This window comes from Microcoleus sp. PH2017_34_RAT_O_A (assembly GCF_020737885.1).
Classification (GTDB): domain Bacteria; phylum Cyanobacteriota; class Cyanobacteriia; order Cyanobacteriales; family Microcoleaceae; genus Microcoleus.
The window spans coordinates 1-23664 of sequence record NZ_JAEQDD010000006.1 but is presented as its reverse complement, the minus strand read 5'-3'; the positions used below and the strand labels follow the sequence as shown (position 1 = coordinate 23664).

At 46.7% G+C, this 23664-nt stretch carries 18 protein-coding genes and 1 pseudogene; 12 read left to right on the top strand and 7 right to left on the bottom strand.

What is annotated here, in order from left to right:
* Positions 1-15: 15 nt before the first annotated feature.
* Positions 16-414, bottom strand: coding sequence for a hypothetical protein (locus JGK11_RS04220; RefSeq protein ID WP_293210676.1), 399 nt, complete (start codon positions 412-414; stop codon positions 16-18).
* 506 nt (positions 415-920) lie between these two features.
* Here JGK11_RS04220 and chlP point away from each other — a divergent pair.
* Entirely contained in the window at positions 921-2141 is a 1221-nt protein-coding gene (gene chlP / locus JGK11_RS04215; protein WP_293178567.1) for a geranylgeranyl reductase, read from the top strand.
* Between the two features lie 324 nt (positions 2142-2465).
* Here chlP and JGK11_RS04210 read toward each other — a convergent pair whose 3' ends face one another.
* Positions 2466-3008, bottom strand: coding sequence for a Dps family protein (locus tag JGK11_RS04210; RefSeq protein ID WP_293210674.1), 543 nt, complete (start codon positions 3006-3008; stop codon positions 2466-2468).
* A 356-nt stretch (positions 3009-3364) separates the two neighbouring features.
* On the opposite strand from JGK11_RS04210, the gene JGK11_RS04205 reads away from it, so the two are divergent.
* From JGK11_RS04205 to JGK11_RS04195, 3 genes are all read left to right on the top strand, one after another.
* Positions 3365-3610 carry an Asr1405/Asl0597 family protein gene (locus JGK11_RS04205; protein ID WP_293178573.1) on the top strand — a complete coding sequence of 82 codons (246 nt, stop codon included), beginning with the start codon at positions 3365-3367 and terminating at the stop codon, positions 3608-3610.
* A gap of 182 nt (positions 3611-3792) precedes the next feature.
* On the top strand, positions 3793-4458 hold the full coding sequence (locus tag JGK11_RS04200) for a (2Fe-2S) ferredoxin domain-containing protein (RefSeq protein WP_293210672.1): 666 nt from the start codon (positions 3793-3795) through the stop codon (positions 4456-4458).
* A gap of 215 nt (positions 4459-4673) precedes the next feature.
* Entirely contained in the window at positions 4674-6011 is a 1338-nt protein-coding gene (locus JGK11_RS04195; protein WP_293210670.1) for a hypothetical protein, read from the top strand.
* Between the two features lie 316 nt (positions 6012-6327).
* Here the strand turns inward: JGK11_RS04195 and JGK11_RS04190 are convergent, their stop codons facing one another.
* On the bottom strand, positions 6328-8550 hold the full coding sequence (locus JGK11_RS04190; RefSeq protein WP_293210668.1) for a flavin-dependent dehydrogenase: 2223 nt from the start codon (positions 8548-8550) through the stop codon (positions 6328-6330).
* 180 nt (positions 8551-8730) lie between these two features.
* Between JGK11_RS04190 and JGK11_RS04185 the strand changes: the two genes are divergently transcribed.
* A complete protein-coding gene (locus JGK11_RS04185; protein ID WP_293153381.1) occupies positions 8731-8964 on the top strand; it encodes a hypothetical protein in 234 nt (77 codons plus the stop codon).
* 183 nt (positions 8965-9147) lie between these two features.
* Here the strand turns inward: JGK11_RS04185 and JGK11_RS04180 are convergent, their stop codons facing one another.
* From JGK11_RS04180 to JGK11_RS04170, 3 genes are all read right to left on the bottom strand, one after another.
* Positions 9148-9729, bottom strand: coding sequence for a hypothetical protein (locus JGK11_RS04180; RefSeq protein ID WP_325314830.1), 582 nt, complete (start codon positions 9727-9729; stop codon positions 9148-9150).
* Between the two features lie 158 nt (positions 9730-9887).
* A complete protein-coding gene (locus tag JGK11_RS04175) occupies positions 9888-11018 on the bottom strand; it encodes a M23 family metallopeptidase (RefSeq protein WP_293210666.1) in 1131 nt (376 codons plus the stop codon).
* A gap of 484 nt (positions 11019-11502) precedes the next feature.
* Positions 11503-12384, bottom strand: a complete 882-nt coding sequence (locus JGK11_RS04170) for an aspartoacylase (protein ID WP_293178591.1) — start codon at positions 12382-12384, stop codon at positions 11503-11505.
* Positions 12385-12723: 339 nt separating this feature from the next.
* Between JGK11_RS04170 and JGK11_RS04165 the strand changes: the two genes are divergently transcribed.
* The 7 genes and pseudogenes from JGK11_RS04165 (at position 12724) to JGK11_RS04135 (ending at position 19288) form a co-directional block, all read left to right on the top strand.
* Entirely contained in the window at positions 12724-13581 is an 858-nt protein-coding gene (locus tag JGK11_RS04165; protein WP_293178594.1) for a leucine-rich repeat protein, read from the top strand.
* A 104-nt stretch (positions 13582-13685) separates the two neighbouring features.
* Entirely contained in the window at positions 13686-14024 is a 339-nt protein-coding gene (locus tag JGK11_RS04160; RefSeq protein ID WP_293178597.1) for a DUF433 domain-containing protein, read from the top strand.
* A gap of 93 nt (positions 14025-14117) precedes the next feature.
* Entirely contained in the window at positions 14118-14390 is a 273-nt protein-coding gene (locus tag JGK11_RS04155; protein ID WP_366053377.1) for a hypothetical protein, read from the top strand.
* 276 nt (positions 14391-14666) lie between these two features.
* Positions 14667-18065 (top strand): leucine-rich repeat domain-containing protein, encoded by a 3399-nt coding sequence (locus JGK11_RS04150; protein WP_293210664.1) that lies wholly within the window; start codon positions 14667-14669, stop codon positions 18063-18065.
* Positions 18066-18241: 176 nt separating this feature from the next.
* Positions 18242-18661: pseudogene (locus tag JGK11_RS04145) on the top strand (XisH family protein).
* A complete protein-coding gene (locus JGK11_RS04140) occupies positions 18649-18984 on the top strand; it encodes a XisI protein (RefSeq protein ID WP_293183425.1) in 336 nt (111 codons plus the stop codon). Before JGK11_RS04145 ends, JGK11_RS04140 begins: the two are co-directional and overlap by 13 nt.
* A gap of 10 nt (positions 18985-18994) precedes the next feature.
* Positions 18995-19288 carry a hypothetical protein gene (locus JGK11_RS04135; protein WP_293196980.1) on the top strand — a complete coding sequence of 98 codons (294 nt, stop codon included), beginning with the start codon at positions 18995-18997 and terminating at the stop codon, positions 19286-19288.
* Positions 19289-19829: 541 nt separating this feature from the next.
* Here the strand turns inward: JGK11_RS04135 and ileS are convergent.
* Positions 19830-23411, bottom strand: coding sequence for an isoleucine--tRNA ligase (gene ileS, locus JGK11_RS04130; RefSeq protein WP_293210661.1), 3582 nt, complete (start codon positions 23409-23411; stop codon positions 19830-19832).
* Positions 23412-23664: the final 253 nt, after the last annotated feature.

The following is a 23664-nucleotide window of genomic DNA, read 5'->3' as shown; positions in this document are numbered from 1 at the left end:
TGAGATGATTTTGATTTACTTCCCCTTCCCCTTTCCCTTCCCAGTCAAAAACTCCCGCAGCCGCAACAAACTAGCAGTTTGTCCCAAATTCAGCGGTAGCAGCGACACCCCCTCCAACCGAGACTGCACCCAACCGTCGCCCCAATACCACTCGTGAAACCCGTCAATTCCCTGACTCAACAACAGTCGCAGACAATTTGACTCAGCAATTTCCACATAGTGCTGCACCGCTACCGGGCCTATCCAACTTGTGAATGTCAATTCGCGATCGAGCAATTCGGGCAAACCCTGAGAAAACTGCTGAGGCCACAGCCACTGCTGCAACTGCACCGGACGCACCAAACTGTCTCGAATCGCTGTTTCCGAAGCTTCAACCTCAATCCGCAGTTGGCTTTGTTGAAAATTACCTAGCATAGCAATTTGAAATTTTATATAGGAGCTTTACTTAACTTAAATGTAACGTAATTGCATGGAGTTCGATCGGGCGGGCTAGAAGCCCACCCCACAAGAAAATTCATTGTCAACTCGTTCTACTCGTTACCAGGCTGGAGCCTGGTAACGTAGATCCGGAGGCAGAGCCTCCATTTTACACACTGACGAGGCAGAGCCTCTAGATCTCGCTTCCCAGGCTCCAGCCTGGGAACCAGTTAATTTATCTCTTGTGGAACAAGCCGAAAAGCCTGTTCTTAAAAATACCGCTAAACATTCGATCGCACATTAGCGTCCATCCGCATTCATCTACCATAAAAAATTTAAGATTTTCCATAGAAACCAGCATCAAAAACCCCATTTTTGTATCCAATTGTTAAGCTCTGTTGCATTTCATTTAAATCTCCCATTCTCACCCCACAGCAGAGAAACTCCGTGATACCATCACATCTGACTGGTAAAGACTTATAGAAAAAATTGGGAGAAAAGCTTTGACACTACGGGTTGCAGTTGTTGGATCGGGGCCAGCGGGTTCTTGCGCCGCCGAAACATTGGTAAAAGCAGGCATCGAAACTTATTTATTTGAACGCAAATTAGACAACGCTAAACCCTGCGGTGGGGCAATTCCTCTGTGCATGGTTGAAGAATTTGACTTGCCACAAAGTATTATCGATCGCCAAGTCAGAAAAATGAAAATGATTTCCCCCTCCAATGTAGAGGTGGATATCAACATCGAAAACGAACACGAATACATCGGTATGTGCCGCCGCGAAGTCCTCGATGGCTTTTTGCGCGATCGGGCTGCTTCCTTAGGTGCCAAACTGATTAACGGTACTGTTCACACCTTAGAAATTCCAGGCAACAACACCGACCCCTACATTCTCCACTACGCCGACCACTCCAACGGCACCGCTGTGGGAACTCAGAAAACCCTGAAAGTCGATTTGGTAATTGGGGCTGACGGCGCTAACTCCCGCGTAGCTAAGGCGATTGATGCTGGTGACTACAATTATGCGATCGCCTTCCAAGAGCGCATCCGCCTCCCAGAAGATAAAATGGCTTACTACGAAGGTCTAGCCGAAATGTACGTCGGCGACGACGTTTCCACCGACTTCTACGCCTGGGTGTTCCCCAAATACGACCACGTAGCCGTCGGTACCGGCACGATGAAAGTCAATCAAGCTGATATCAAAAAGCTGCAAGCCGGAGTCCGCGCCCGCGCTGCCAAAAAACTCATGGGCGGTGAGATCATTAAAGTGGAAGCTCACCCCATCCCAGAACATCCGCGTCCCCGCCGGGTTGTCGGCCGAGTTGCTCTCGTAGGCGACGCTGCTGGTTATGTTACCAAGTCTTCGGGCGAAGGTATCTATTTTGCCGCTAAGTCTGGCCGGATGTGCGCTGAAACTATTGTGGAAATTTCCAATAAGGGCGCGCGGATTCCGACTGAACAAGAAATTAAGCTGTATCTGAAGCGCTGGGATAAGGCTTACGGTATTACCTACAAAGTGCTTGACATTTTGCAGCGCGTGTTCTACCGTTCCGATGCTACTCGCGAAGCTTTTGTGGAAATGTGTGCCGATCGCGATGTGCAGAAACTCACATTCGATAGCTACTTGTATAAGACTGTAGTACCGGCTAATCCCTTGATTCAGATGAAGATTACTGCGAAAACCATTGGTAGCTTGTTGCGCGGTAGTGCTTTGGCGCCTTAATCTCTGGCGAGTTATCACACTTTGTATAATAATCCGGAGATCCCCCCTAGCCCCCCTTAAGAAGGGGGGGACATGAGTATTCTGAAAGTTCCGCTGCGATGAGGGGACAGGAATATTCTCAAAGTCCCCCTTCTTAAGGGGGATTTAGGGGGATCGAGACTCGGGGATGAGCGAGATTTATCAAGGCTTTCAGGCTTCAGTTGACAGCAATGAGCAGTGCTGTATCCCTACAGATAAGCTGCTCAATCGGAAATCCCCTCCAAATTTTGAATTGGGAGGGGATTTTAAGCTTTTTTCCGATTTAGGGACAGTCCTTTTTTTGGGTTAGTTCAAGTTCAATTGCACTAAGGTGTCGGGGGCGAGGAAGTGGGAAATGTGGTAAGCTCGCTCTTCTGTTTTTAGCAGGATTTTTTCGTAGAGGTAGCGCGTAGCTCGATCGCCCAAACTTTCTGCTTGTCCTGCTTGACGGCGCAACAAACCGATTATAGCTTGTTCGGCAGTCAAATCCTGTTCCAGCATTTGGCGGCACGAATACACGCCGTCGGCTTCCGGAGCGAAACAGCACATCTCGGCTAACTTGCTAAAGCTAGCTACGGGTATGCCGCCCAATCCGTTCAACCGTTCGCCCAATTCGTGGACGCTATCTTGAGCTTCTCCGTAGCTTTCTTCAAAGAATTTGTGCAAGGAGTAAAATTCTGCTCCTTCCACGACAAAATGATGTTTTTGATATTGCAGGTATAGAGCCTGAAAACTGGCCAGCAGCGCGTTCATCCCTTCACAAATCGGTGCTGTGACTGAATGTTCCAGTAGAACAGGGTTTTCGGCTATGTGGCCAAACGGTCTCAATGCACTCTGAGTCTGGGCCATGTGTGTTCTCCTTTCAATAGGCAGTGATTGTTGCCAATAGAGTTAGTCTAGCATCCCAGATCTGCCCGTCAAGCAGGGTCTGCCTCGATAGTGGAAGATTTTGTAGAGTAGGAAAAATTTTTTGTAAACCTATTGAGAATTATTAGCAGTTGCGTTATGCTGGAAAAAGATGCTCGTTCTGAGTGCTTCCTGAAAGTGGGGCGAATCCTCCGAAGGCAGAAAGCAGCAGGCAAAAGGCTAAATTTTTCAGAAAGGGCTTTTGACAATCCTTGATTCTCTTCTGAAATCTGGCTTTTAACTTCTGCTCGCTATCAGTCCGGGTAAAAATTAATGCAAATTATTATTGTTGTCACAAGATGAATCCAGCCGATCGAGAGTTAGAAGTTTGTGAGATTGTGCAAGTTAGTTGGCTAGACAGGTGGCAAGTTTACAAACGCTTGCAAGAACTCGAAATCCCCTGCTGGTGTGCGGTTGACCAACCTTTGCGGGCAAAAGTCAACACTGTCAGACAAGCTGCTCAGCTAATGAGCGTGTTGAGGCAAGTTAGTGCCCCTCGGCGCGAACTGGTTCAGTTGCTGGAGTGCTGCTGGCAAATCGGATAAAGCCCGAAGGAAGAAGGAAGAAGGAAGAAGGAAGAAGGAAGAAGGAAGAAGGAAGACGGAAGACGGAAGAAGGAAGACGGAAGAAGTAAAAATAATGATGCGATTCAACGCATAAATACCTTCACTGGCGACGTTTTCTTGTCAAGTTTGATAATTTTCACCGAACAGTCAACCCAGGAGTTATGACAATGTATAAGTCTGGCAAGCAAGTTTCTGAATTCAGCCTAGAGGGAGAAATCCTCAGCCTGATTATTGAAGATGGTTATAAACTTAAATATTTGCGTATTAGCAGCGATCGCAAAGTAGAATACCTTGTTAAACTTTCCAAGGAATTGCGGTCATTTTTAGCGCCTGTTTTGACTCCTGGGTTGAGAGTTCAAGTTGCAGGTGAGAAAGAACTCAATTTGAAAAACGGTAAAATAAAACTGAAAGCTCACAGCCTCACTCTGGCTCGGGGCCACAACGATCGATCGCCCGAACACCTCGACTCTACCAGCGTACCTGCTGGGGTACTGACATCCGTTGGCGCGATCGGCAAAACCGAAGTCACCACTCCCACAGCAGCTCAAACTGTCAAAGCTGCGGCAAAAACTCAAACCAAAATATTAGTGTGTCAAAAATCCGACTGCCAGAAGCGGGGCGGCGCAGCAGTCTGTAAAGCTTTAGAAAATGCTTTGAATGCGCGGGGTTTAGAAGGGCAAGTTACTGTTCAGGGAACCGGATGTCTCAAACAGTGCAAAGCAGGGCCAAATATAGTGGTGATGCCGGACAAAACTCGCTACAGTCGCATCAAACCGGCAGAAGTTCCAGCAATTGTTGACAAACATTTTGCAGTTGTTAAAGTTTAGCCGATCGCAGGAAATCTCGGAATGCCCGAATGTCGGAGTCCCCAATCGGAGAATTTTGCTTGTGACCAATGCCCTGCTTGCCCTGCTTGCCCTGCTTGCCCAATAACCAATAACCAATAACCAATAACCAATAACCAATAACTAGGGGCTTTCTTTTAGATAATCTATAAGGATAGACTGTATCTGAGACCCTGTGACTATTGGGATAAAAAGCCATGTCAGAAGCTGATCTTCGAGCCAGTCAGCACCAACCCCACCCTGCTGTTCGATCCGAGAACGAAGGATTGCAGTCAAATTTTGCTGCTGCTGGGGGTTTTGAGCCGATCGCCCCCCGTCCGACAGATACTCCCGCAACGGTGCCCCAACAGCCAGAAGAAGACTGGCAAACACTAGATTTTCCCAACGCGATCAGCGTAGATGCAATTCCCACAACACCCTCCCCGAACAATTTGCCATCTCAGACACAGCCGCCAGAGGTGGGATCGCCCGTGATTTCAGACAATCTCAAAAATCTGCTTGGGAATGCCGAACAGGCTAAGAACAAAGGATCGACACCAGTTACCCTCATGCAAGCGCTGCACGAATGCAACCGCGACCTTTTGCAGCGAATCGCTCAGCTAGAAACAGCCCTCGAAGAGTCCCACAACAAATTGGAGAATCGCGAAACGTTACTAGAACAGCGGACTGCTGAACTAGAAAGCATTCAAGAACAATTGACGCGACTGTTTGGGAAAGTGGAAGTTTCCCATCAAACTCTGCAAGGTCAAGAAATTTTAGTGGAAAGTTTAAGCAGTCAGTTGACAACCAGCCAAACCAGGTTAGCGATTGTGGAGCGAGAATGTGCGTCTACTGTGCAGCGCTACAACGAACAGTTTCACCAGCTAGTAGCTACCGAAAATGTTTGCAGGGAATTGCGATCGCGCTTGCACCGCCAGCAGCGCCACACTCTGCAATTTAAAGCTGCTTTGGAAAAAAGTCTGGAAAGGCCACAGAAATCTCCAATTATTGAGCCACCTGACGAGGCGGAAGATAGCGCCCACAAGCAATTAGAATCCTTGCTAGCGGCAGTCAGAAGCTCTCAGAGTCCCCTGCCACCAGCCTTCAACGCTGCCCCTGTCCAAGCTTGGTCAGATCCCGAAGAGCATCTAGAGGCAGCGCTTGCTGAATATGCGATCGACCCTGAATCGATCGCAAATATGGAACTTAACAAATTAGCCCAAGCATCCGGCATTCAATTGCAGGAGACGGAAACCTACCAGCCGTTTGAGCCAGCAACAAACTCGCCCCTTGGGGTTGCGGAACCTCAACTGCCGGCGGCTGAGCCTGAACCTGAACCAGAAACTGCTGCGCCCACCTTAGGCAGCCAAGAATTGGCTAAGGCGGTTCAAATTTTGAATTCAGTGGAAACCTTTGGCCTTCAGGAAGTGCGATCGAGTGCGGTCAAACCTACAGCAGCCGGACAACCCGAGTGGCTGACCTTGATTTCCAATCCGTTGCGGGCTTCTAAAAAACGTCGATCGCTGGCTGAAATTGAATTGCCGAGTTTTCGATAGCAAACGCAAGTTGACAGTTGACAGTTGACAGTTGACAGTTGACAGTTGATAGTTGACAAAAGAAGGAAGAGGATTGGAGTAATCAATCGTCTTCTTTTAATTTCTCCCGATCAGGGTTCCGGCTTTAAACCAATTCTTTATGGTAATTGGTAATTGGTAATTGGTAATTGCTCAAATTTACCAATTACCAAAAAGACAGATCGTCGTTTGGGTTTTGACCGGAAAAATATTATTCCGAGTGCAGTGCGAGCGTCTCGCTCGCGTGTTCAACGTCAGCGAGATCCTCGCGTGTTCAACGTCAGCGAAACGCTCGCACTCAGCTATCAACTGAAAACTCTTTTTTCCCCTTTCCCATGCCGTAGGTGAGAGCATAGCTGGTAGCCAACAGCCACAGCCAAACACCCGGATATCTGGGTTCCAACCAAGGCTGTACCTTGCGGGCGAAACTGGGTAGCCATCCGAACAGCCAACTAGCTAAAGCCAACAGAGTAAAAGTCAAGTAACTCCCCAACCAGCGCCAAACATCCCCCAAGGTGACAAAATCTAAAATCCACAGCAGCAGAGAAGGATTTTTTCCGGCTGCTTCAATCGCCAATCGATTGAAAGTTAGCCAATCGACTCTATCTTTGATAAAAGTTTCGGCTACGGTGAGTTCTTGTCCTGCCAAAATGCCGAAGAAGGTATTGAGAATTGAATTAATTCTCTGGGGCGGCAAACTGCGGCCGGTGGGAACCATCATCCCTTTAGAAAACAGCCAAGTTACTGACACGTTGCTCTGGTAGGCGCGAATTTGGTTTAAGTGATTGGCACTTAATAAATCGTGTTTTAATGCTGTATCCAAAAGGTCAGTTAAGCGGAAAAGATTGCGGACGAGGGAGCCGAAACCGGTGAATACTAAGGGAGATTGCAAAGATGCTGCATCGCCGATCGCAATTAGGCGATCGACTGCCACGGCGCGATCGCTGCTGTTGCTGCTAAAATGCCCCGGAATATAACCAAAAGTCGGCTTTTTCCACACCAATTTGTCGATATCGCAGCGACGGTACTCCGGCAGAATAGCGAAAAAGTCCTCGTACAGTTCTAGCAAAGAACCGGGATTTTCGGGATGTACTTGGTGGTAGTGAAATAGATAAACTGTCAGTTCTCCACCAGCAGCGGGAAACAGTTCCCAAATGAGCTGGCGCCCCCGGGAGATGTCGCCGTGACTGTAGAGAACATCCCCGTAGTCAGAATCCCAAACTCCAGGCTCAAATCCTCCGTCAATGGCAGCTCCGACGGTGGGGCAAACGCTGTCAAACGCCCGTCCTCCGTTCAATTGCCAAGCGATGGGAGAAGCTGAACCCATGGCATCCACGAGCAGTCGGGCGGAGGTTGTGCGATCGGCTTTTGTCGGCAAGTGGCTGGCTTGAACCACTACTTTTTTTGCTTCAACATCGGCTCTAACAAATTCAGTTTCGTCCCAAATTTCCCCACCAGCTTCTGTTAGCTTAACTCCCGCCAAATACAGCAATTTCTCGCCATCTAAAGCTATATTCAGCACCTTCGGCGTGTGCAGGATTGGGGCTTGAGCAACGGTTGGATTGTTAGCATCAAAAAACTTGTTATAGCCATCTTTGTATTCTCTAGCAATCAAAGTTTCGATTTCCGCAGCCGTAAACAAACCCAAATCAATTAAGCTTTGAATTTCATCCCGCGAAATATTCCACTCGCGATTCATCCGCCCGAAAGGCATTCTTTCCAGCAGCAGCACTCGGTAGCCCAATCTCGCCATGACTGCGGCGTGAATTACCCCCAACGCCCCGCCAATATAAATCAAGTCGTAAACAGTATCCCCAACATCCGACACCGAAACTGTGCCTTCTTTCTTCTCCCCTCTTCCTTCTTCCTTAAAACTATCCCCAACATCCGACACCGAAACTGTGCCTTCTTCCCTCTTCCCTCTTCCTTCTTCCGACTTCCCTCGGACTTCTTCCTTCTTCAAAAACACTACTTGCTTTGGCGCTTGAGGATTGCGAGTACCTTCACGCCAGCGCTGCTCCCACCAGTAGACGCGCTGGAGGTCGTATTCGCCTTTGGGCATTTTTTTGAAGTATTTGACGGTAAGGGGGTAATAGGGGGCAAGAGCTTCAAAAATTGACTGTTTGGAGAGGTCTATAACGGGGGGTTGGGGGTATAGTTCGGGAAACTTGTTTCTGACAGCCAGATTCAAAGTTTCCAGGAACTTTCTTTCTCCAGCGGGTGCGTCTTCGATACGAAAGACTTTTAAATAAGTTGTGCGCTGGACTGACCAGACAAAGGTCGAAAGTTCTGTCGATCGCGAATTGCGGTTTTCGGAATTGCTATAGGCGAATGTCGGTTTTAGATTAGCATTTTGAGATCCAGATTTGACCAATTCGGCTGCTGTTACGTTGGAAAGCAGGCGAAAACCGTCAGGAGTAATAATTTTTTCTCCGATTCCGGGATCGAATTCCTGTTGCAACCAAGTGCAGACGGCTGCTGTATCGGGTGTCGGGACTTCTAAATAAAGAATTTCTTGCATTTTAATGTCTCAATTCTCAATAAATTCATAAAGATGGGGGAGTTGACAAGGGAGCAAAGTAGGCTATACTCCCAAATACTTATTTAGTTTTAAATAAGTTTACATTGTTCTCAGATTTTTAGCTAATTGGCTGGAAACCCCGCAGTGGCTGAATATCTACTTTCTTCGGTATGCAATTTCATGAATTATCCCATTCCTACGAATCCTCAAGAAATGATTGCTTTGCGACAGCAGCCGCTGAATGAAGAATTGGTGGCATCTGCGATCGTGGGTGTGGTTCAGATTGCCCGATCGCGATCGCAGTCTTTGGATGAGTTAAAGGCTGAGGTACTGGCGGACGACAATCTGCTCGATTTGACTCAAAGGCGCTGGCTGAGTGAGATTGTGGCTCAAGCTTGGGAAAATTTGCCCTAAATTGTCAAAATCAGAAGCATTCGCCAGTGCGATCGAGCCGGGGACAATAAGCTGATGACAGCTACATTGTCCGGTAGAATTGGCGATCGTGCAAAAATTATAGACTTATGGCATAAATCTTTGATTGGGGAAACCGCAGATAAACGCAGATAAACGCAGATGACTTTCAAGATAGTTTGAGTTTCACAGGTTAGCTGCGTTTATTAAGTATTTTAATATGCCAATAATTTGACTGATATTATCAATAAAATAATCATTTAAATCCACTTCCATAATTTGATTGCTAAGTCGTAAAAATTTCCAGTTTGTTCCGGTTGTGACCACTCCATATATTTCGGAAATATTATTGTTTCGTCTTTCATTAAAAATTTGAGCTGCAATCATTTCTGCCATACATTGTGGCAATCCAGCTTGGATATCATCATTTTTAGCTTCTACTAAGGCGACAACCGGGGCTTTAATTAAAAGTTGTTCTGGAGAACGACTAATTAGAAAATCACAAAAACCAGTCAATCCTTTTTCTAAATCTACATTAAACTCTTTTCCTGAAAACAAGCTAATTTGATACTTAAACTGCTTTCTCAGTTCTACTAAAATAGGTGTAACAATTAATTCTGAGCGAGCTTTTTCGGTATTAATTGCTAAAGCTAAAGAGATATTTTCTTGCAGGGTTTGACTGAGAAGGTCGCTATACTCGGATTTGGGTAAATTGGCAAAAATACCAACTTTGTCAGCAATGGTGATGCCAAAGTTGGTTTCAATCATTTCTAGGTTGATGAATTGACTGTATGACATTCTTTTAAAAGTGCGATCGGGAACTAAATCTAAATAAAAGTCGGCGGTTGAAACCGCATCTACACAAACGATGTCCGCCTCCGCGGACTAAGAAATAAAGGGATATTAAAGTTTATAAGGCTTAGCCACTAACGCAATTCAACTTCTCGCTTAACTTCTGCTAAAACCCGATCGCCCCGCGTCAACCGATATTCTACGCGCCACACTCCGGGAGTCAAAGGAGAATTTGTGCTGTTTTTTTTGCCGACATAACGCAACCAAGTGCGGTTGGAGGCTGGAATTTCCTTGGTGTCGTTGACGATTGTTTTGCCATCGGGTGCAAAGATTTTGTATTGTTCGCGATCGCCCTTGAGGACTCCGTAACTCTGCACCCAAAACAATAAAACCGGACTGTTGACAGGTAGTTGAGTTTCCGAAAATTGTCCCGCCCAGACAGTATTCTCATCCGGCGGCTTGGGGGCAAAACCGGCGCGAATTAAACCGGTAGAAACATAGTCGATCGGCTTGTCCCAAATTGGATTGCGGGCAATGTTGCAGCCTAATTTGGCATCGGGCCCGACAAACGGATCTACTGGCTTACCTTGGTACCGAAAAGTGACGTGTACGTGGGGGAAAGAGGCTAAGCCAGAGTTGCCCACCATGCCCAAAACAGTGCCTTTTTGTACCTGCATTCCCGGTTTGACAACAAGGCTGTTTTGGCGGAGGTGGCAATATTGGGCTTCCCAGCCGTTGCCGTGATCGATTACCATACCGTTGCCGCATTCTGTACCTGCGACGTTGGTTTTGTCTGTCTGGTTTTGCAAACGCCGATCGACTACACCATCTCGCACTCGCAAAACTTTCCCCGCAGCGGAGGCGACAACGGGGACTCCTTTAGCCATTGCTTTGGCGTCGGGAATGGCAAAATCTATGCCGTCGTGCCCGTCGTAGGTTTGTCGCCCGCAGCCGAATTCAACGGCGCCAGGGCTTGGATCGCGATCGAAATAGTGCATGACAAAACAGTCTTTTCCTAGGGTACAGGCGATCGGCTGACCGAATTTCGGGCTGTTGGGCTGTTGGGCGACTGCTGAAGAGACGAGGCGTTGGGCGATCGAGTTGGCTTGGGCGATCGGCGCATTAACTCCCGTGTTATTACCACAGCTAGAAATAGTTGTCAACCCCACGGTCAACAAAATTGTAGAAATCTGTTTTTTTGATAGTAAAATCATTCGCCGGTGGGATGTAAAGCTGAGGTGGGTAGTGAAAAATCTATTAATCATTCAAAATATACTTGCTCAGGAATCTCGACGATCGATCGGGTGTTTTTGTTTCCTAGATTTGTGGCAATACGAATTATGAACAATATTGCTTAGAGGATTTCATCTGTAGGGAAACGGCAGGGCTATTTCCGGCGGGGAGTTATGCAAATAACCGATAATTTCTATGGAATTAATAATTGTAATTGCTACGGTGCGTCAATCGATTTTAGATTTTAGATTTTAGATTAATTCCACGGATAAATCCGGGGGAAGAGAGGATTTTTGATTTTCGATTTGGGATTGATTCCACGGATAAATCCGGGGGCTTATATAGCCTTTCTCAAAAAGATGAGGTATGACTGGCAGCCCACACAACCCTTCGACTAAGAGGGCTGAAGCCCAACAACGTACCTCATCTTTCTGACAACCGCTATACCACCTTTGAAATTCTTGGTCAGGGGGAAATTATTGAGTAAGTGGTTGCCAAATTCAGCCCTGATGTACGCTACATAACCACAATTTGCTTTTGGGTAAAACACATGGCAATTCCTTTTTCGTAGTAAGCCGCCTCGTTAATAAAAATTGGATAAACAATTGATTTACCTTCATACAAGACCGACTCGCCCTCAAAGGTCAAAAACATCGGATCGCCCGGATTCAATGCTTCATAATCTCTCGATTGTAGCTGAGGATGAATCATTGCCTGAATTTCTCCAGAGTTGTTTCTCGGATAGTCGATCGCCCGAATGCTTTGATAAATAGTCAGGGAATTATTGACAACGGGCATTGTGCCTAGATTGTAGGCTTCTGTGCAATCTAATATTGTCCCGATAACTTGCTCGGTTTGCTGAAACCAAGACGCATCTAAAACACCTTGCGCGACTGCGCCAACTTCCAGCGTACCGCCTAACTCAGAAATCGATCGCAACAAAGGACTATCTTGATGATTGCTTGGCGAAGCCAGTAACTTGAGGTGCGGATAGATAGAGGTTAAATAAGCTGCTAGTTGCAGGTTAAAGGGATGCTGGCTGGCGAGAATAAATGTTAGCCCCATGTTCGATGTGGTGCTGTGCAAATCGATGATTAAGCTTTGTTGCTCGGTGTTTTTTGAGCTAAAAATGTGGTATATCTCTTTCGCCCGCTGGGCTTCGTAGCTGGAGAGGTGGGGATTTTCTAAATCTTGCTGGCGAAAGCAGCGGTTGAGGTCGATATCGATGTAGCGTCTCCCAATTTCGCAGGCTTTGGGGTTGGCTAGCAGGGCGATTGTTTCAAAAGTCGATCGCCCAATTAACTCTGGCGCGCGATCGAACTTCTTCACAAGGTATACTCCTGTGAGTTCGTTTCCGTGGGTTCCTCCCACTATGGCAACACGTTTAATTTGATTCATAAACAAACAAGTTTCTATGCCAAGCCTACCATCATTTCAGTTCTCTTGGTAACACAGACCTCAGAAACCGGGTTTCTTTCCGTATTTATCATCACCTAACCAAAGATTAATAAAAACCCGGTTTCTCGCTCCCTGCGTAAACAACTGATATATGTCATTGCGACGAACGAAGCAATCTTAGTCTTGGCGATTGCTTCGTGCCTCGTAATGACAATTGCGGACGTTTATTTATAATAGAAACCCGGTTGCTCATCTCAATTTGCCAATTTTTCCGGATCTTCCAAATTCCTGCCTGAATAGAAACAAGATGGCGGGGAAACACACGCGGAGACTCAGGATATGACGCGCGATGAAGCACTACGACGAATTAATCTAGCTACTGATAAAAAAATTACAAAACTTGATTTGTCGGGATTAGAGTTGCAGGAATTGCCACCGGAGATTGCCAACTGTACGCAACTTGAAAGTTTAGATTTAAGCGGTATTGGCTTAACAGAAATCCCAGAAATTCTCTGCCAACTCTCTCATCTGTCAGTGCTTGACTTAAGTTACAATCAGATTGCAGCTATCCCAGATTTTATCGCCCAACTATCCAATCTGACAGACCTTGACCTCTATAATAATCGGATTGCTGTCATCCCAGAATCACTCGGAAAACTGTCAAAGCTGAAACTGCTCGATCTCAGTTACAATCAGATTACCGAAATCCCCGACTCTCTCGCCCAATTGTCGAATCTGACAGACCTCGACCTGTATAATAATCAGATTACCGAAATCCCCGACTCTCTCGCCCAATTGTCGAATTTGACAAAGCTTTACCTCACGCACAATCAGATTGCAGCCATCCCAGGGGCGCTAGGAAAATTAGCGAATTTGACACAGCTCAATCTCAGTAAAAATCAGATTGCAGTAATCCCAGAGGATCTAGCCCAATTGTCGCATTTGACAGAGCTTTACCTCCGATACAATCAGATTACAGCAATTCCAGAGGATCTCGCCCAACTCTCGAATCTGTCACAGCTTTACCTCAGCAGCAATCAGATTACAGAAATTCCTGAGAATCTCGCCCAAATGCCGAATCTGAGACAGCTTTACCTGAATGATAATCAGATTACAGCAATCCCAAGGGCGATCGACAGCATGGAGAATCTAGAAAAACTCGATTTGCGGGGAAATCCGATTCTAGGGGAAATTTGATATGATGGTTGGAGCGATCGCCACCGCGCAGAAATCGATCGCATTATAGTTTCTCATCAAACCGAATAGTAGAATAGTAGATAGCTAAAAGAGGGATTTTAGATATGGGACTGAATGAGTATTTTGATTTCTTAGCAGCGGATGATATTCGGATTAAAGGACATCGCATCGGGATTGAGACGGTGCTGTATGAGTATTTGTATCGGGAACGCACCGCCGAAGAAATTCAGCAACTCTATCCCTCTCTAACTTTAGCAGAAGTTTACACAACTATTTTGTATTATTTGCTTAACAAGGAATCAGTAAGTCGATACATACAAGATTGGTTAGAATGGTCGCATCAGCAGCGAAAAATGCAAGCAGCAAATCCCCATCCGGCTGCGGAAAGATTGCGAAAATTGAAAGCTGAACGGGAAAGGCAAACTGCGATCCAGGGTGCTTGAGAAATGGCGCTTAAATATTTGATGGATGAGAATGTTACGCCAATTTATGCGACATAGCTTCGCCGGAAACGCCCGGATTTAGTAGTTTGGGCAGTGGGCGACATTGGTACACCTCCGAAAAGTACGCTCGATCCAGATATTTTGATTTGGTGTGAGGATAATCGTTTTATTTTAGTGACGAACAACCGCAAGTCAATGCCCGTTCATCTAACAGATCATATGGCTGAAGGCAGACATATTCCAGGGATTTTCATTCTCAACTCAGATTTAAGTATTGGGCAAAATATTGAGGAATTAATTTTGATTGCTGATGGTTCATTCGATAACGAATACCAAGATCGGATTGTCCATCTCCCATTAACATAAAGAGGACTTAGATTTTGCGCGGGTGGCCAGAAACCGGGTTTTTACGAAAATTGTTGGTGACAGCGCAGAAACTCAAAAAAACCCGGTTTCTTAGATTGTCGCGGGTGGCCAGAAACCGGGTTTTTACGAGAATTGTTGGTGACAGCCAGAGACATGGGGAAAAAACCCGGTTTCTACGGGTGGTGATGCGTAGGCCAAGCAGGACACGGCAATGCCGTTTCCCTACGATAATTTTCGGGTAGGGAAACGGCACTGCCGTCTCCTCTTTCGGGCCGTGTGGTTGATTCTTTCCCCACCAACCAAAAAATCCTGTCACAATCAAATGAAGACTACGGGGAGACAAAGGATATGACGCGATCGCACTTGTTGCAGTTAATCGACAAAGCGGCTGATGAGGGCCAGACAGAATTGGATTTGGCGGGGTTGGGGTTGGAGGAATTGCCGCCGGAGATTGGCAAGTGCACGCAGCTTGAGACGTTGGTGTTGGGGAAGGTAAATAGATGGAGAGGAGTTGATGGTAAATGGACTCCGCAGCCGATTACCAATAAATTGACCTCACTACCAGAGGAATTGCGATCGCTGGAAAATTTGCGATCGATTGACCTTAGCTGCAATCCATTCGGAACGATACCAGAATTGCTGCTGGAAATGAAGCAATTAGAGAGTTTGAATTTAACCAGCATTGGTTTAACAGAAATTCCAGATGCGATCGGCAAATTACCCAATTTGACAAAGCTTGACCTCAGTTTCAATCAGATTGAAGACATCCTAGAAGTGTTAGTAAATCTTTGCGAAACATTCGGAAAACTGTCCAAACTGAGACAGCTTCACCTCGTTGGCAATCAGATTGCAGAAATCCCGGATGCGATCAGCAAACTGTCTAACCTGACATATCTTGACCTGTTTAGCAATCAGATAAAACAAATCCCTGAAGCACTCACCCAAATGTCCAGTCTGATGCAGCTTAAGCTCAGAGGAAATCAGATAACACACATCCCAGATGCGATCGCTCAACTTGCTAATATTGAATACCTTGACTTAGGTTTCAATCAGATAGCAGAAATTCCCCAAGCTCTCGGCAAACTGTCGAATTTGACTGGGCTTGATATCGGTAACAATCAGATAGCAGAAATTCCCGAAGTTCTCGGCAAACTATCGAATTTGGCATGGCTTTACCTCAATAGCAATCAAATAGCAGAAATTCCCGAAGTTCTCGGCAAACTATCGAATTTGACACGGCTTTACCTCAATAGCAATCAGATAGCAGAAATTCCCGAAGTTCTCGGCAAACTGTCGAATTTGACTGGGCTTGATATCGGTAACAATCAGATAGCAGAAATTCCCGAAGTTCTCGGCAAACTGTCGAATTTGACTGGGCTTTACCTCAGTTACAATCAGATAGCAGAAATTCCCGAAGCTCTCGGCAAACTGTCGAATTTGACACGGCTTTACCTCTGGAACAATCAGATAGCGGAAATTCCCGAAGCTCTCGGCAAACTGTCGAATTTGACAGAGCTTTACCTCGCTAACAATCAGATTGAAAAGATTCCCGAATGCTTAGAAACCCTCCCAAAACTTGAAACACTCGACCTCCGTCGCAATCCCCTGCCCATTTCTCCAGAAGTCCTAGGGCCCGACAACCTGAACGAAGACCCCGGTACTCCCGCCGCCATATTCAACTACCTGCGCCAACTCCGCAGCGGCGAAGTCCTCCCCCTCAACGAAGCCAAAGTCCTCCTCGTCGGCCAAGGAAGCGTCGGCAAAACCTCCCTGATCAACCGCCTCACCCACAACCAATACAACCCCAACCAGCCCCAAACCGACGGACTCAACATCACAAACTTGCAAATTACAGTCAACACCAAACCGGTCAAACTCAATGTCTGGGACTTCGGCGGACAAGAAATCTACCACGCCACCCACCAATTTTTCCTCACCAAACGCAGCCTCTACCTCCTCGTCTCCAACTGCCGCACCAGCGAAGACGAAAACCGCCTCGAATACTGGCTGAAACTGATCGAAAGCTTCGGCGACGCATCCCCCGTCATCCTCGTCGGCAACAAATCCGACGAACAACCCCTGGATCTCAACCGCAAAGCCTTGCGGGACAAATATCCCAACATCAAAGCGATTATCGAAACCTCCTGCCAAAGCGGCACGGGAATCGACGAACTCCGCAGCGCCATCCACACCGAAATCTCCGAACTCAAGGAAGTCTACGATCTTTTGCCGCTAAGCTGGTTCCAAGTCAAACAGCGTCTGGAAAACCTCGACAAAGACTTCATCAGCATCAGCGAATACGCCACCATCTGCGCCACAGAAAACATCCTCGCAGAAACCGACCAAACCCAACTAATCGGACTGCTGCACAACCTGGGCATTGTCCTCAACTTCCGCGAACACCCCATCCTGCAATCCACCAACATCCTCAATCCCCACTGGGTGACAGAAGGCATCTATGCCCTCCTCAGCGACGACGCACTCAAAGTCAAAACCAAAGGCATTCTCACCTACGCCGACCTCAGCCGCATCCTGGACTCAACTAAATATCCCAGCCACCGTTACAACTGCCTCACCGAGTTGATGGGCGAATTTCAACTCTGCTTCCCCCTCAGCCATTGCACCCCACGGACTTTCCTCATCCCCGGCATTTTGCCGAAAGAAGAACCGGAAAACACCGAACTCCAAGGCGAAACCCTGGAATTTCAATATCACTACCGCATCCTCCCCGACAGCATCCTGTCGCGTTTCATCGTCCTGATGCACGAGAAAATCCACAACTGCACCCACTGGCGCACGGGGGTAATGCTGGAGTACACCGAAGGCGCTGAAGTGTACAATATCGCCCGAATTAAGTCTGACCCGGAAGATGAGAAAATCTCGATCGCCGTTAGCGGGCGGGAATCGACGCGGCGTTCTTTTCTGAGTATGATTCGGGATACGTTTAGCAAAATCCACAATTCTTTTGCCAATCTGGAAATCAGTCAATGGGTGCCGGTTCCCGGTTATCCAGATGCCGATCCGCTGGATTACGAGGAGTTGCTAGGATTGGAGGAGATGGGCGAGACTAAGGTTCGGGTGGGGAAACTTAAACTTAAACTGGATTTGCGGCCTTTGTTGGATGGCTATGAGTCGATCGAACTTCGGCGCAGAAGGCAAAGGGGCGATGACAAATACGGCAGAGAATATGACGACCTTATAGATATCGCTAAACTAGCTGTTAGTAGACCTATTATTAATAAAGCCGAAGCAAAAATGACTCAAAATTCTTCTGAAATCAACCACTTTCAAGGTGCTTTTCAAGGTGCTAACTTCTCCGGCAATATCGGCGGTTCGTCAAACAGTGCCGAAGTTGGCGGCAATCAATCAGTGCAAAATAATAACGCCAATACAGCCGAACTTTTGAAACTGATTTCATCGATGCGTGAAACCGCCGCTCAGTTTCCCGAAGACATCCGCGATGGGATAATTATCGATATTGAAGATGTCGAAGCGGAAATCAAGAAACCGGAAAGCCAATGGAATAAAGCCAGGTTAAAGAAGAGCTTGACTGCGATGATTGCGGCCGGTACTGCGATCGCAATTCCGATCGCAGGGATGACTGATTTTGCTAGTAGTGCGATCGATTTAGGCCAAAAAGTGGGTATCGAAATCAAGCTACCGCCAGCACGCTAAATTACAGCATATTCCATGTATATGTGGTATACACAATTTTCGAGTAAGTAAGGTGCGTCGCTCTGAGATTGTCGCTCTTTTTTTGGGATTCAAGGTAGCGACGCACCCTACAGCTACTGTTGTATTTAGCGGTTAAGAGGTATGATAGTAATAAGTAAGTTATTTATCAATTGATTATGTCTGCCAGAGATGTTTTTCATGAAGTTGTCAAAACAGCTTTGCAAAAAGAAGGCTGGCATATTACCCACGATCCGTTTCCGATTAGTGTGGGCGGTGTCAATATGTCGATCGATCTGGGAGCAGAAAGGCTGATTGCAGCAGAAAGGCAAGGCGAAAAAATTGCCGTTGAAGTTAAAAGCTTTTTGACAAAATCGTCGGCAATCTCCGAATTCCACAGAGCTTTGGGGCAGTTCATTAATTACCGAGCTGCACTGAAAGAAAAAGAACCCGATCGCATTTTGTACTTGGCTGTGCCATTAATAACTTACGAATAATTCTTTCAACTAGATTTTCCGAAAGCAAGAGTGGAGGAAAATCAGCTAAAAATGATAGTTTATGATACAGCAATTGAGGTAATTGTTAAATGGAAAAACTAATCAAATATCGGCAAATTGTACAGCAAATGTTAATGGAGTACGGCAACCGCAAACCTGCCCACGGAGATATTGAAGTCGAGACAATTCTTGATACAGAACGAGATCATTACCAAATCTTCTATGTGGGCTGGGACAAACAGACTAGAGTGCATCACTGTAGCATTCACATTGATATCAAGGGCGGGAAAATTTGGCTGCAATGGAATGCGACTGAAGATGATATTGCTGAAGATTTAGTCATAGCCGGAGTTCCCAAGGAGGACATTGTGTGGGGATTTCAGCCGCCGTTTATGCGAAAGTTTACTGGTTATGCAGTAGAATAGATCGCGAATCATGAAATATGTTTGCTACTTGTTGCTATTAATCTGTTTTTTCTGCGCCGCCCTTCCGGCTGAGGCTTCTGTATGCCGCAACTATCAAGGGCGCGAGATTTGCATTGTCGATATCAAGCGCAGTGCGAAAAACTACTGGGAATACAGGGTAATTCTGAGTGTTGATGGAGTCAAGCAGCCTCTGGAAGTCTACAATTGCCGCAGCCACAGTACAGTTAAGCAAGATGGCACTGTTTTGGCGTTTGGACAAAACAATCCTGGTGAATTTGTCTGCCGTTTTTTTAATAAGAAATAGAAAAGTTCTTCAATTAACTCTTGTTTTTGTAATCAGATGTCTTATATTATAATGAGTGTCTGTCTGTTTTGCTCTTCTTTTTTCTTTTATCTGTTTTATGTGCGGTACTGGAAATGGCGGGACTGTATCGAGGCGGCTAATTCTAGCTGTATCACGCCAGATGGCGATAGTCTGATTGGCGGTGGTGCTTTTTGGATAGTTCCAGCAGTTGTATTTTTCGTGCCTTTTGCTGTAATTCTCTGTTTGAATTTATGGAGGAAATGTAGAGTTACAGAAGGCGATGACGATAATCATAAATGAATCTTTAAGACTCAATATTGTTAGGGTTTTTCGCATTTAAATTGTGGATTTGGGACGGGCTAGAAGCCCATCCCACAAGAGGTTTTTGATTTTTTATACACAATTTGAATTGTATATTTGGGACGGGCTAGAAGCCCATCCCACAAGAGTTGGAGAAGCCCATCCCACAAGAGTTGGAGACGGCGGTTGAAACCGCGTCTGCACAAACGAAACCCGAGCTCAGAGGGGTTGGAGGCGAGGGTTAGAATTTGCCGTCAACTGCTGAGACGCAACGTTCGCAAATTACCGGATGTTCGATCGACTCTCCGACATGAGTAGAGTAGTTCCAGCATCGATCGCACTTTTGGCCGTCTGCTTTAACTACACCAATCGCCAACTCTGGAGACTGGTAACTGTACGGCAATTCCTGCATCACTGCATTCGATTCTATCAGTTCCACTTCCGAAGTAATGAACAAGTAGCGCAGTTCGTCTACACCGTTGCTACCACTTGCAGAATGGTGGTGTACAGCTATTTCCGCAGGAATTTCTGCTTTGGGCGCGATCGCACTTAATTCTGCTGTCGGGATTTCGGGTGTTTCTGCAAACACTTGTTCGACTGGGGCTGTTTGTGCGATCGCCTGTACTGGTACAAGGGCTGTCTCTACTGGAAGTGAAAGCACAATCTCCTGTGTTTCTACCAGTACCAGCGCCGTTGACTTTCCAAGCACATCTGCTGTCAGCGAATCAATTGTTTGTGCCATTTCTTGGCGGCTTTCTGCAAACAGCAAGTGACGGAAAGCAAACCAGATTGTAAACAAGATACCGATGACTTCAAACAAGCCGCCCAGCAGCGGAATCTGATTCATTGTATCCAAAACCGCCAGGGTGACTCTACCCGTTATCACCACAGAAGCTAACAGCCCAAGTGTTACCAGCAATGTTTGGTATTCTGTGAAAAAGTTGCCGGCATAGTTAGGCAAATCCGCCACAAACTGGGCGCTTTTATCTAACATTTCCTGCAAATCTAAAGCAGATGCTTCTGGGGCAGAATATTCTACAATCTCAGAAGCTGCATCGCCCTTGGCGACAGTTTCTTCCTCAACATGAACTGTCTTTTCTGTCAAGACTTTGGCAACACTTGCTGCTTGTGATTCTTGTTTGTCTTGTACTGCTTTGGCTTTCTCGTCTTCTGCTAGTTGGATGGCTGCATTTTGCGATCGCACATAATCCATCAATCCTTCGCTGCTGGGATTCAAAGCTTGCAATTGCGCTCTTTTTGCGACATCGGGAACGTACAATAAAACCTTAGCTTCCAAAGAAGAACCGATCGCCTTTTCAGTCCTCGCCTGTTCCAAAACCTTGTTAACTTCGCCGCGTATTTGTCGCAAATACTGCCAGCGAGTCGCCAATTCTGGATTGTGCCATTTAGCATCGAGTTGCACCCAACCAGCCTCAAATACTGACTTGTACGGTGTTTGATAAGGAATGTACTGCCAAATATCCTCAGCCATGTGACACAACACAGGTGCGATCGCCCGTGCTAAATTTTCGACTGCGATCGCAATTACCGTCTGACAACTGCGGCGGCGGCGCGCATCTGTCGAACTGATGTACAGTCGATCCTTGGCAACATCCAAGTAGAAATTAGACAAATCCACGGTACAGAAATTCTGCACTGTTTGGAAGAATCGGGAAAATTGGAAACTTTCAAAAGCTTCTTGAACTTCCGCAAACACTTCACCCATTCTGTGCAGCATATAGCGATCGAGTTCCGGCAAATCCTCAAAAGCAACGGCATCTTTTGCCGGATCGAAGTCGTGCAAATTCCCCAGCAAAAACTTCGCTGTATTCCGAATCTTGCGGTAAACATCCGATTGCTGTTTGAGAATGTTTTTGCCTAAAGGCACGTCGGCGGAGTAGTCTACCGAAGACACCCACAGCCGCAAAACATCGGCGCCATATTCCTTAATTACTAACGCCGGATCGACGACATTGCCTTCAGATTTGCTCATCTTCCGGCCTTTTTCATCTAGGACAAAACCGTGAGTCAAAACTGTTTTGTAGGGAGCGACGCCGTTAGTTGCTACACTGGTAAGTAAGCTCGATTGAAACCAGCCGCGGTGTTGGTCTGAACCTTCCAAATAGATATCAGCAGGATAGTTTAATTCCGATCGCCCTTTCGCCACAGCCGCCCAGGAAGAACCCGAGTCAAACCACACATCCATCGTGTCTGTGCCCTTGCGGTAAGTGCGGCCGTCATTGCGGTATGATTCCGGTAGCAATTCGGCGATCGACATTTCCCACCAAGCATCGGAACCGATCTCGGCAAAAATAGCTTGCACGTGCGAGATCGTCTCTTCATTTAACAGAGGTTCGTTGGTTTCTTCGTCGTAAAACACGGGAATCGGCACGCCCCAAGTCCGCTGGCGAGAAATACACCAATCCGATCGATCGCTAACCATAGCCGTGATCCGATTTTCCCCTTGGGCGGGAATCCAATTCACACCGGAAATTGCCTTTAACGCTTCATCGCGGAACCCTTCAACGGATGCAAACCACTGTTCAGTCGCCCGAAAAATCGTCGGCTTTTTAGTCCGCCAATCGTAAGGATACGAGTGAGGATAAGCTTCCTCTTTAATCAAACAATTTGCTTCCGCAAGGGCATCAATGACTGCGGCATTGCCGTTTCCGAGGACATTTAAACCTGCAAACTGTCCTGCTTCGGCGGTGAAATTTCCGTTTTCATCAACGGGGGTTAAAACTGGCAAACCGCAGCGTTTCCCGACGATAAAATCTTCTTGTCCGTGGCCGGGTGCAGTGTGCACCAATCCGGTTCCTGAGTCCGCGGTAATGTAATCGCCACCGGCAACGATCGGGCTTTCGCGATCGAACAACGGGTGTTTGTAGGTGGAACCTTCTAAATCTTTACCTGGGAAGGTAGCCAGGATTTTTAATTCAGTATTCAAAGTTGCCGACAGTCGATCGACCGCATCGACAGCAACTAACATAAATTGTTGTGCAATGTGGGAATTTGCCGGCGGTTCCACCACTGCATACATCAGTTCGGGATTAACTGCGATCGCCAAGTTAGCCGGAATCGTCCAGGGGGTAGTCGTCCAAATCGCCGCCCAGAGGCTCGGCATATAGCGCTTGAGCTTCGTTTGCAGGGATTTTGACAATTTTCTCACGTGAAAGCCGACGTAGATGCTGCGCGAGACGTGGCCTTCGGGATATTCTAATTCAGCTTCAGCGAGGGCTGTTTTCGAGCTCGGACTCCAGTGCACGGGTTTGAAGCCGCGGAAGATGTAGCCTTTGAGCACCATTTGACCGAAAACGCCGATTTGAGCCGCTTCGTATTCGGGTTTCAGGGTTAAATACGGGTGTTCCCAGTCGCCCCAAACGCCGTAGCGCTGAAAGGATGTGCGCTGCTGCGCCATTGTTTCCTGGGCGAAGGCGGAGGCTTTGCGGCGGAGATCGATCGGAGTAAGATTTAGCCGATCGTCCGACTTCATGTTTTGCAATACCTTAAGTTCGATCGGCAATCCGTGACAATCCCAACCGGGTACATAGCGGACTTTTTTACCGCGCAGCATTTGGTAGCGGTTGATAAAATCCTTGAGAATTTTGTTGAGGGCGTGGCCGATGTGGAGTTGTCCGTTAGCGTAGGGCGGGCCGTCGTGGAGGACGAACAAATCCCCTGGGTTATTGTGCGAAAGGCGATCGTATATTTCTTGATCTGCCCAAAATTGTTGCAATTCTGGTTCACGTTTGACGGCGTTGGCGCGCATATCAAACTTGGTTTTGGGCAAATTTACGGTGTCTTTGTAGGATTTTGCTTCCATTGTTCAGAAACGTTTTTTGTACTTAGTTGTTAGTAGTTAGCGGTTAACTGAGAGTTGATATCAAGTCCGATTAAATAATCATAATTAAGTTTGTAGTGAGGACTTCAGTCCTGTTTCGTCCTTGAAGGGCACACAACCAGATATTCTAGTATAAGCGATCGACCGCACATTCGCTCAAACCAAATCCGTAACATACCCTCTCCTCTCTAACTCTGCGCCCTCTGCGGCCTCTGTGGTTAAAAAATCATTCATA

Bases quoted from the DNA above. Each gene is read 5' to 3' on its own strand.
- JGK11_RS04165 (WP_293178594.1), top strand. From the start codon at position 12,724: ATGACGCGCGATGAAGCACTACGACGAATTAATCTAGCTACTGATAAA.
- JGK11_RS04140 (WP_293183425.1), top strand. From the start codon at position 18,649: ATGGAAAAACTAATCAAATATCGGCAAATTGTACAGCAAATGTTAATG.
- JGK11_RS04185 (WP_293153381.1), top strand. From the start codon at position 8,731: ATGAATTATCCCATTCCTACGAATCCTCAAGAAATGATTGCTTTGCGA.
- JGK11_RS04190 (WP_293210668.1), bottom strand. From the start codon at position 8,550: ATGCAAGAAATTCTTTATTTAGAAGTCCCGACACCCGATACAGCAGCC.
- ileS (WP_293210661.1), bottom strand. From the start codon at position 23,411: ATGGAAGCAAAATCCTACAAAGACACCGTAAATTTGCCCAAAACCAAG.
- JGK11_RS04160 (WP_293178597.1), top strand. From the start codon at position 13,686: ATGGGACTGAATGAGTATTTTGATTTCTTAGCAGCGGATGATATTCGG.
- JGK11_RS04135 (WP_293196980.1), top strand. From the start codon at position 18,995: ATGAAATATGTTTGCTACTTGTTGCTATTAATCTGTTTTTTCTGCGCC.
- JGK11_RS04220 (WP_293210676.1), bottom strand. From the start codon at position 414: ATGCTAGGTAATTTTCAACAAAGCCAACTGCGGATTGAGGTTGAAGCT.
- JGK11_RS04195 (WP_293210670.1), top strand. From the start codon at position 4,674: ATGTCAGAAGCTGATCTTCGAGCCAGTCAGCACCAACCCCACCCTGCT.
- JGK11_RS04200 (WP_293210672.1), top strand. From the start codon at position 3,793: ATGACAATGTATAAGTCTGGCAAGCAAGTTTCTGAATTCAGCCTAGAG.
- JGK11_RS04210 (WP_293210674.1), bottom strand. From the start codon at position 3,008: ATGGCCCAGACTCAGAGTGCATTGAGACCGTTTGGCCACATAGCCGAA.
- JGK11_RS04175 (WP_293210666.1), bottom strand. From the start codon at position 11,018: ATGATTAATAGATTTTTCACTACCCACCTCAGCTTTACATCCCACCGG.
- JGK11_RS04170 (WP_293178591.1), bottom strand. From the start codon at position 12,384: ATGAATCAAATTAAACGTGTTGCCATAGTGGGAGGAACCCACGGAAAC.
- JGK11_RS04180 (WP_325314830.1), bottom strand. From the start codon at position 9,729: ATGATTGAAACCAACTTTGGCATCACCATTGCTGACAAAGTTGGTATT.
- JGK11_RS04205 (WP_293178573.1), top strand. From the start codon at position 3,365: ATGAATCCAGCCGATCGAGAGTTAGAAGTTTGTGAGATTGTGCAAGTT.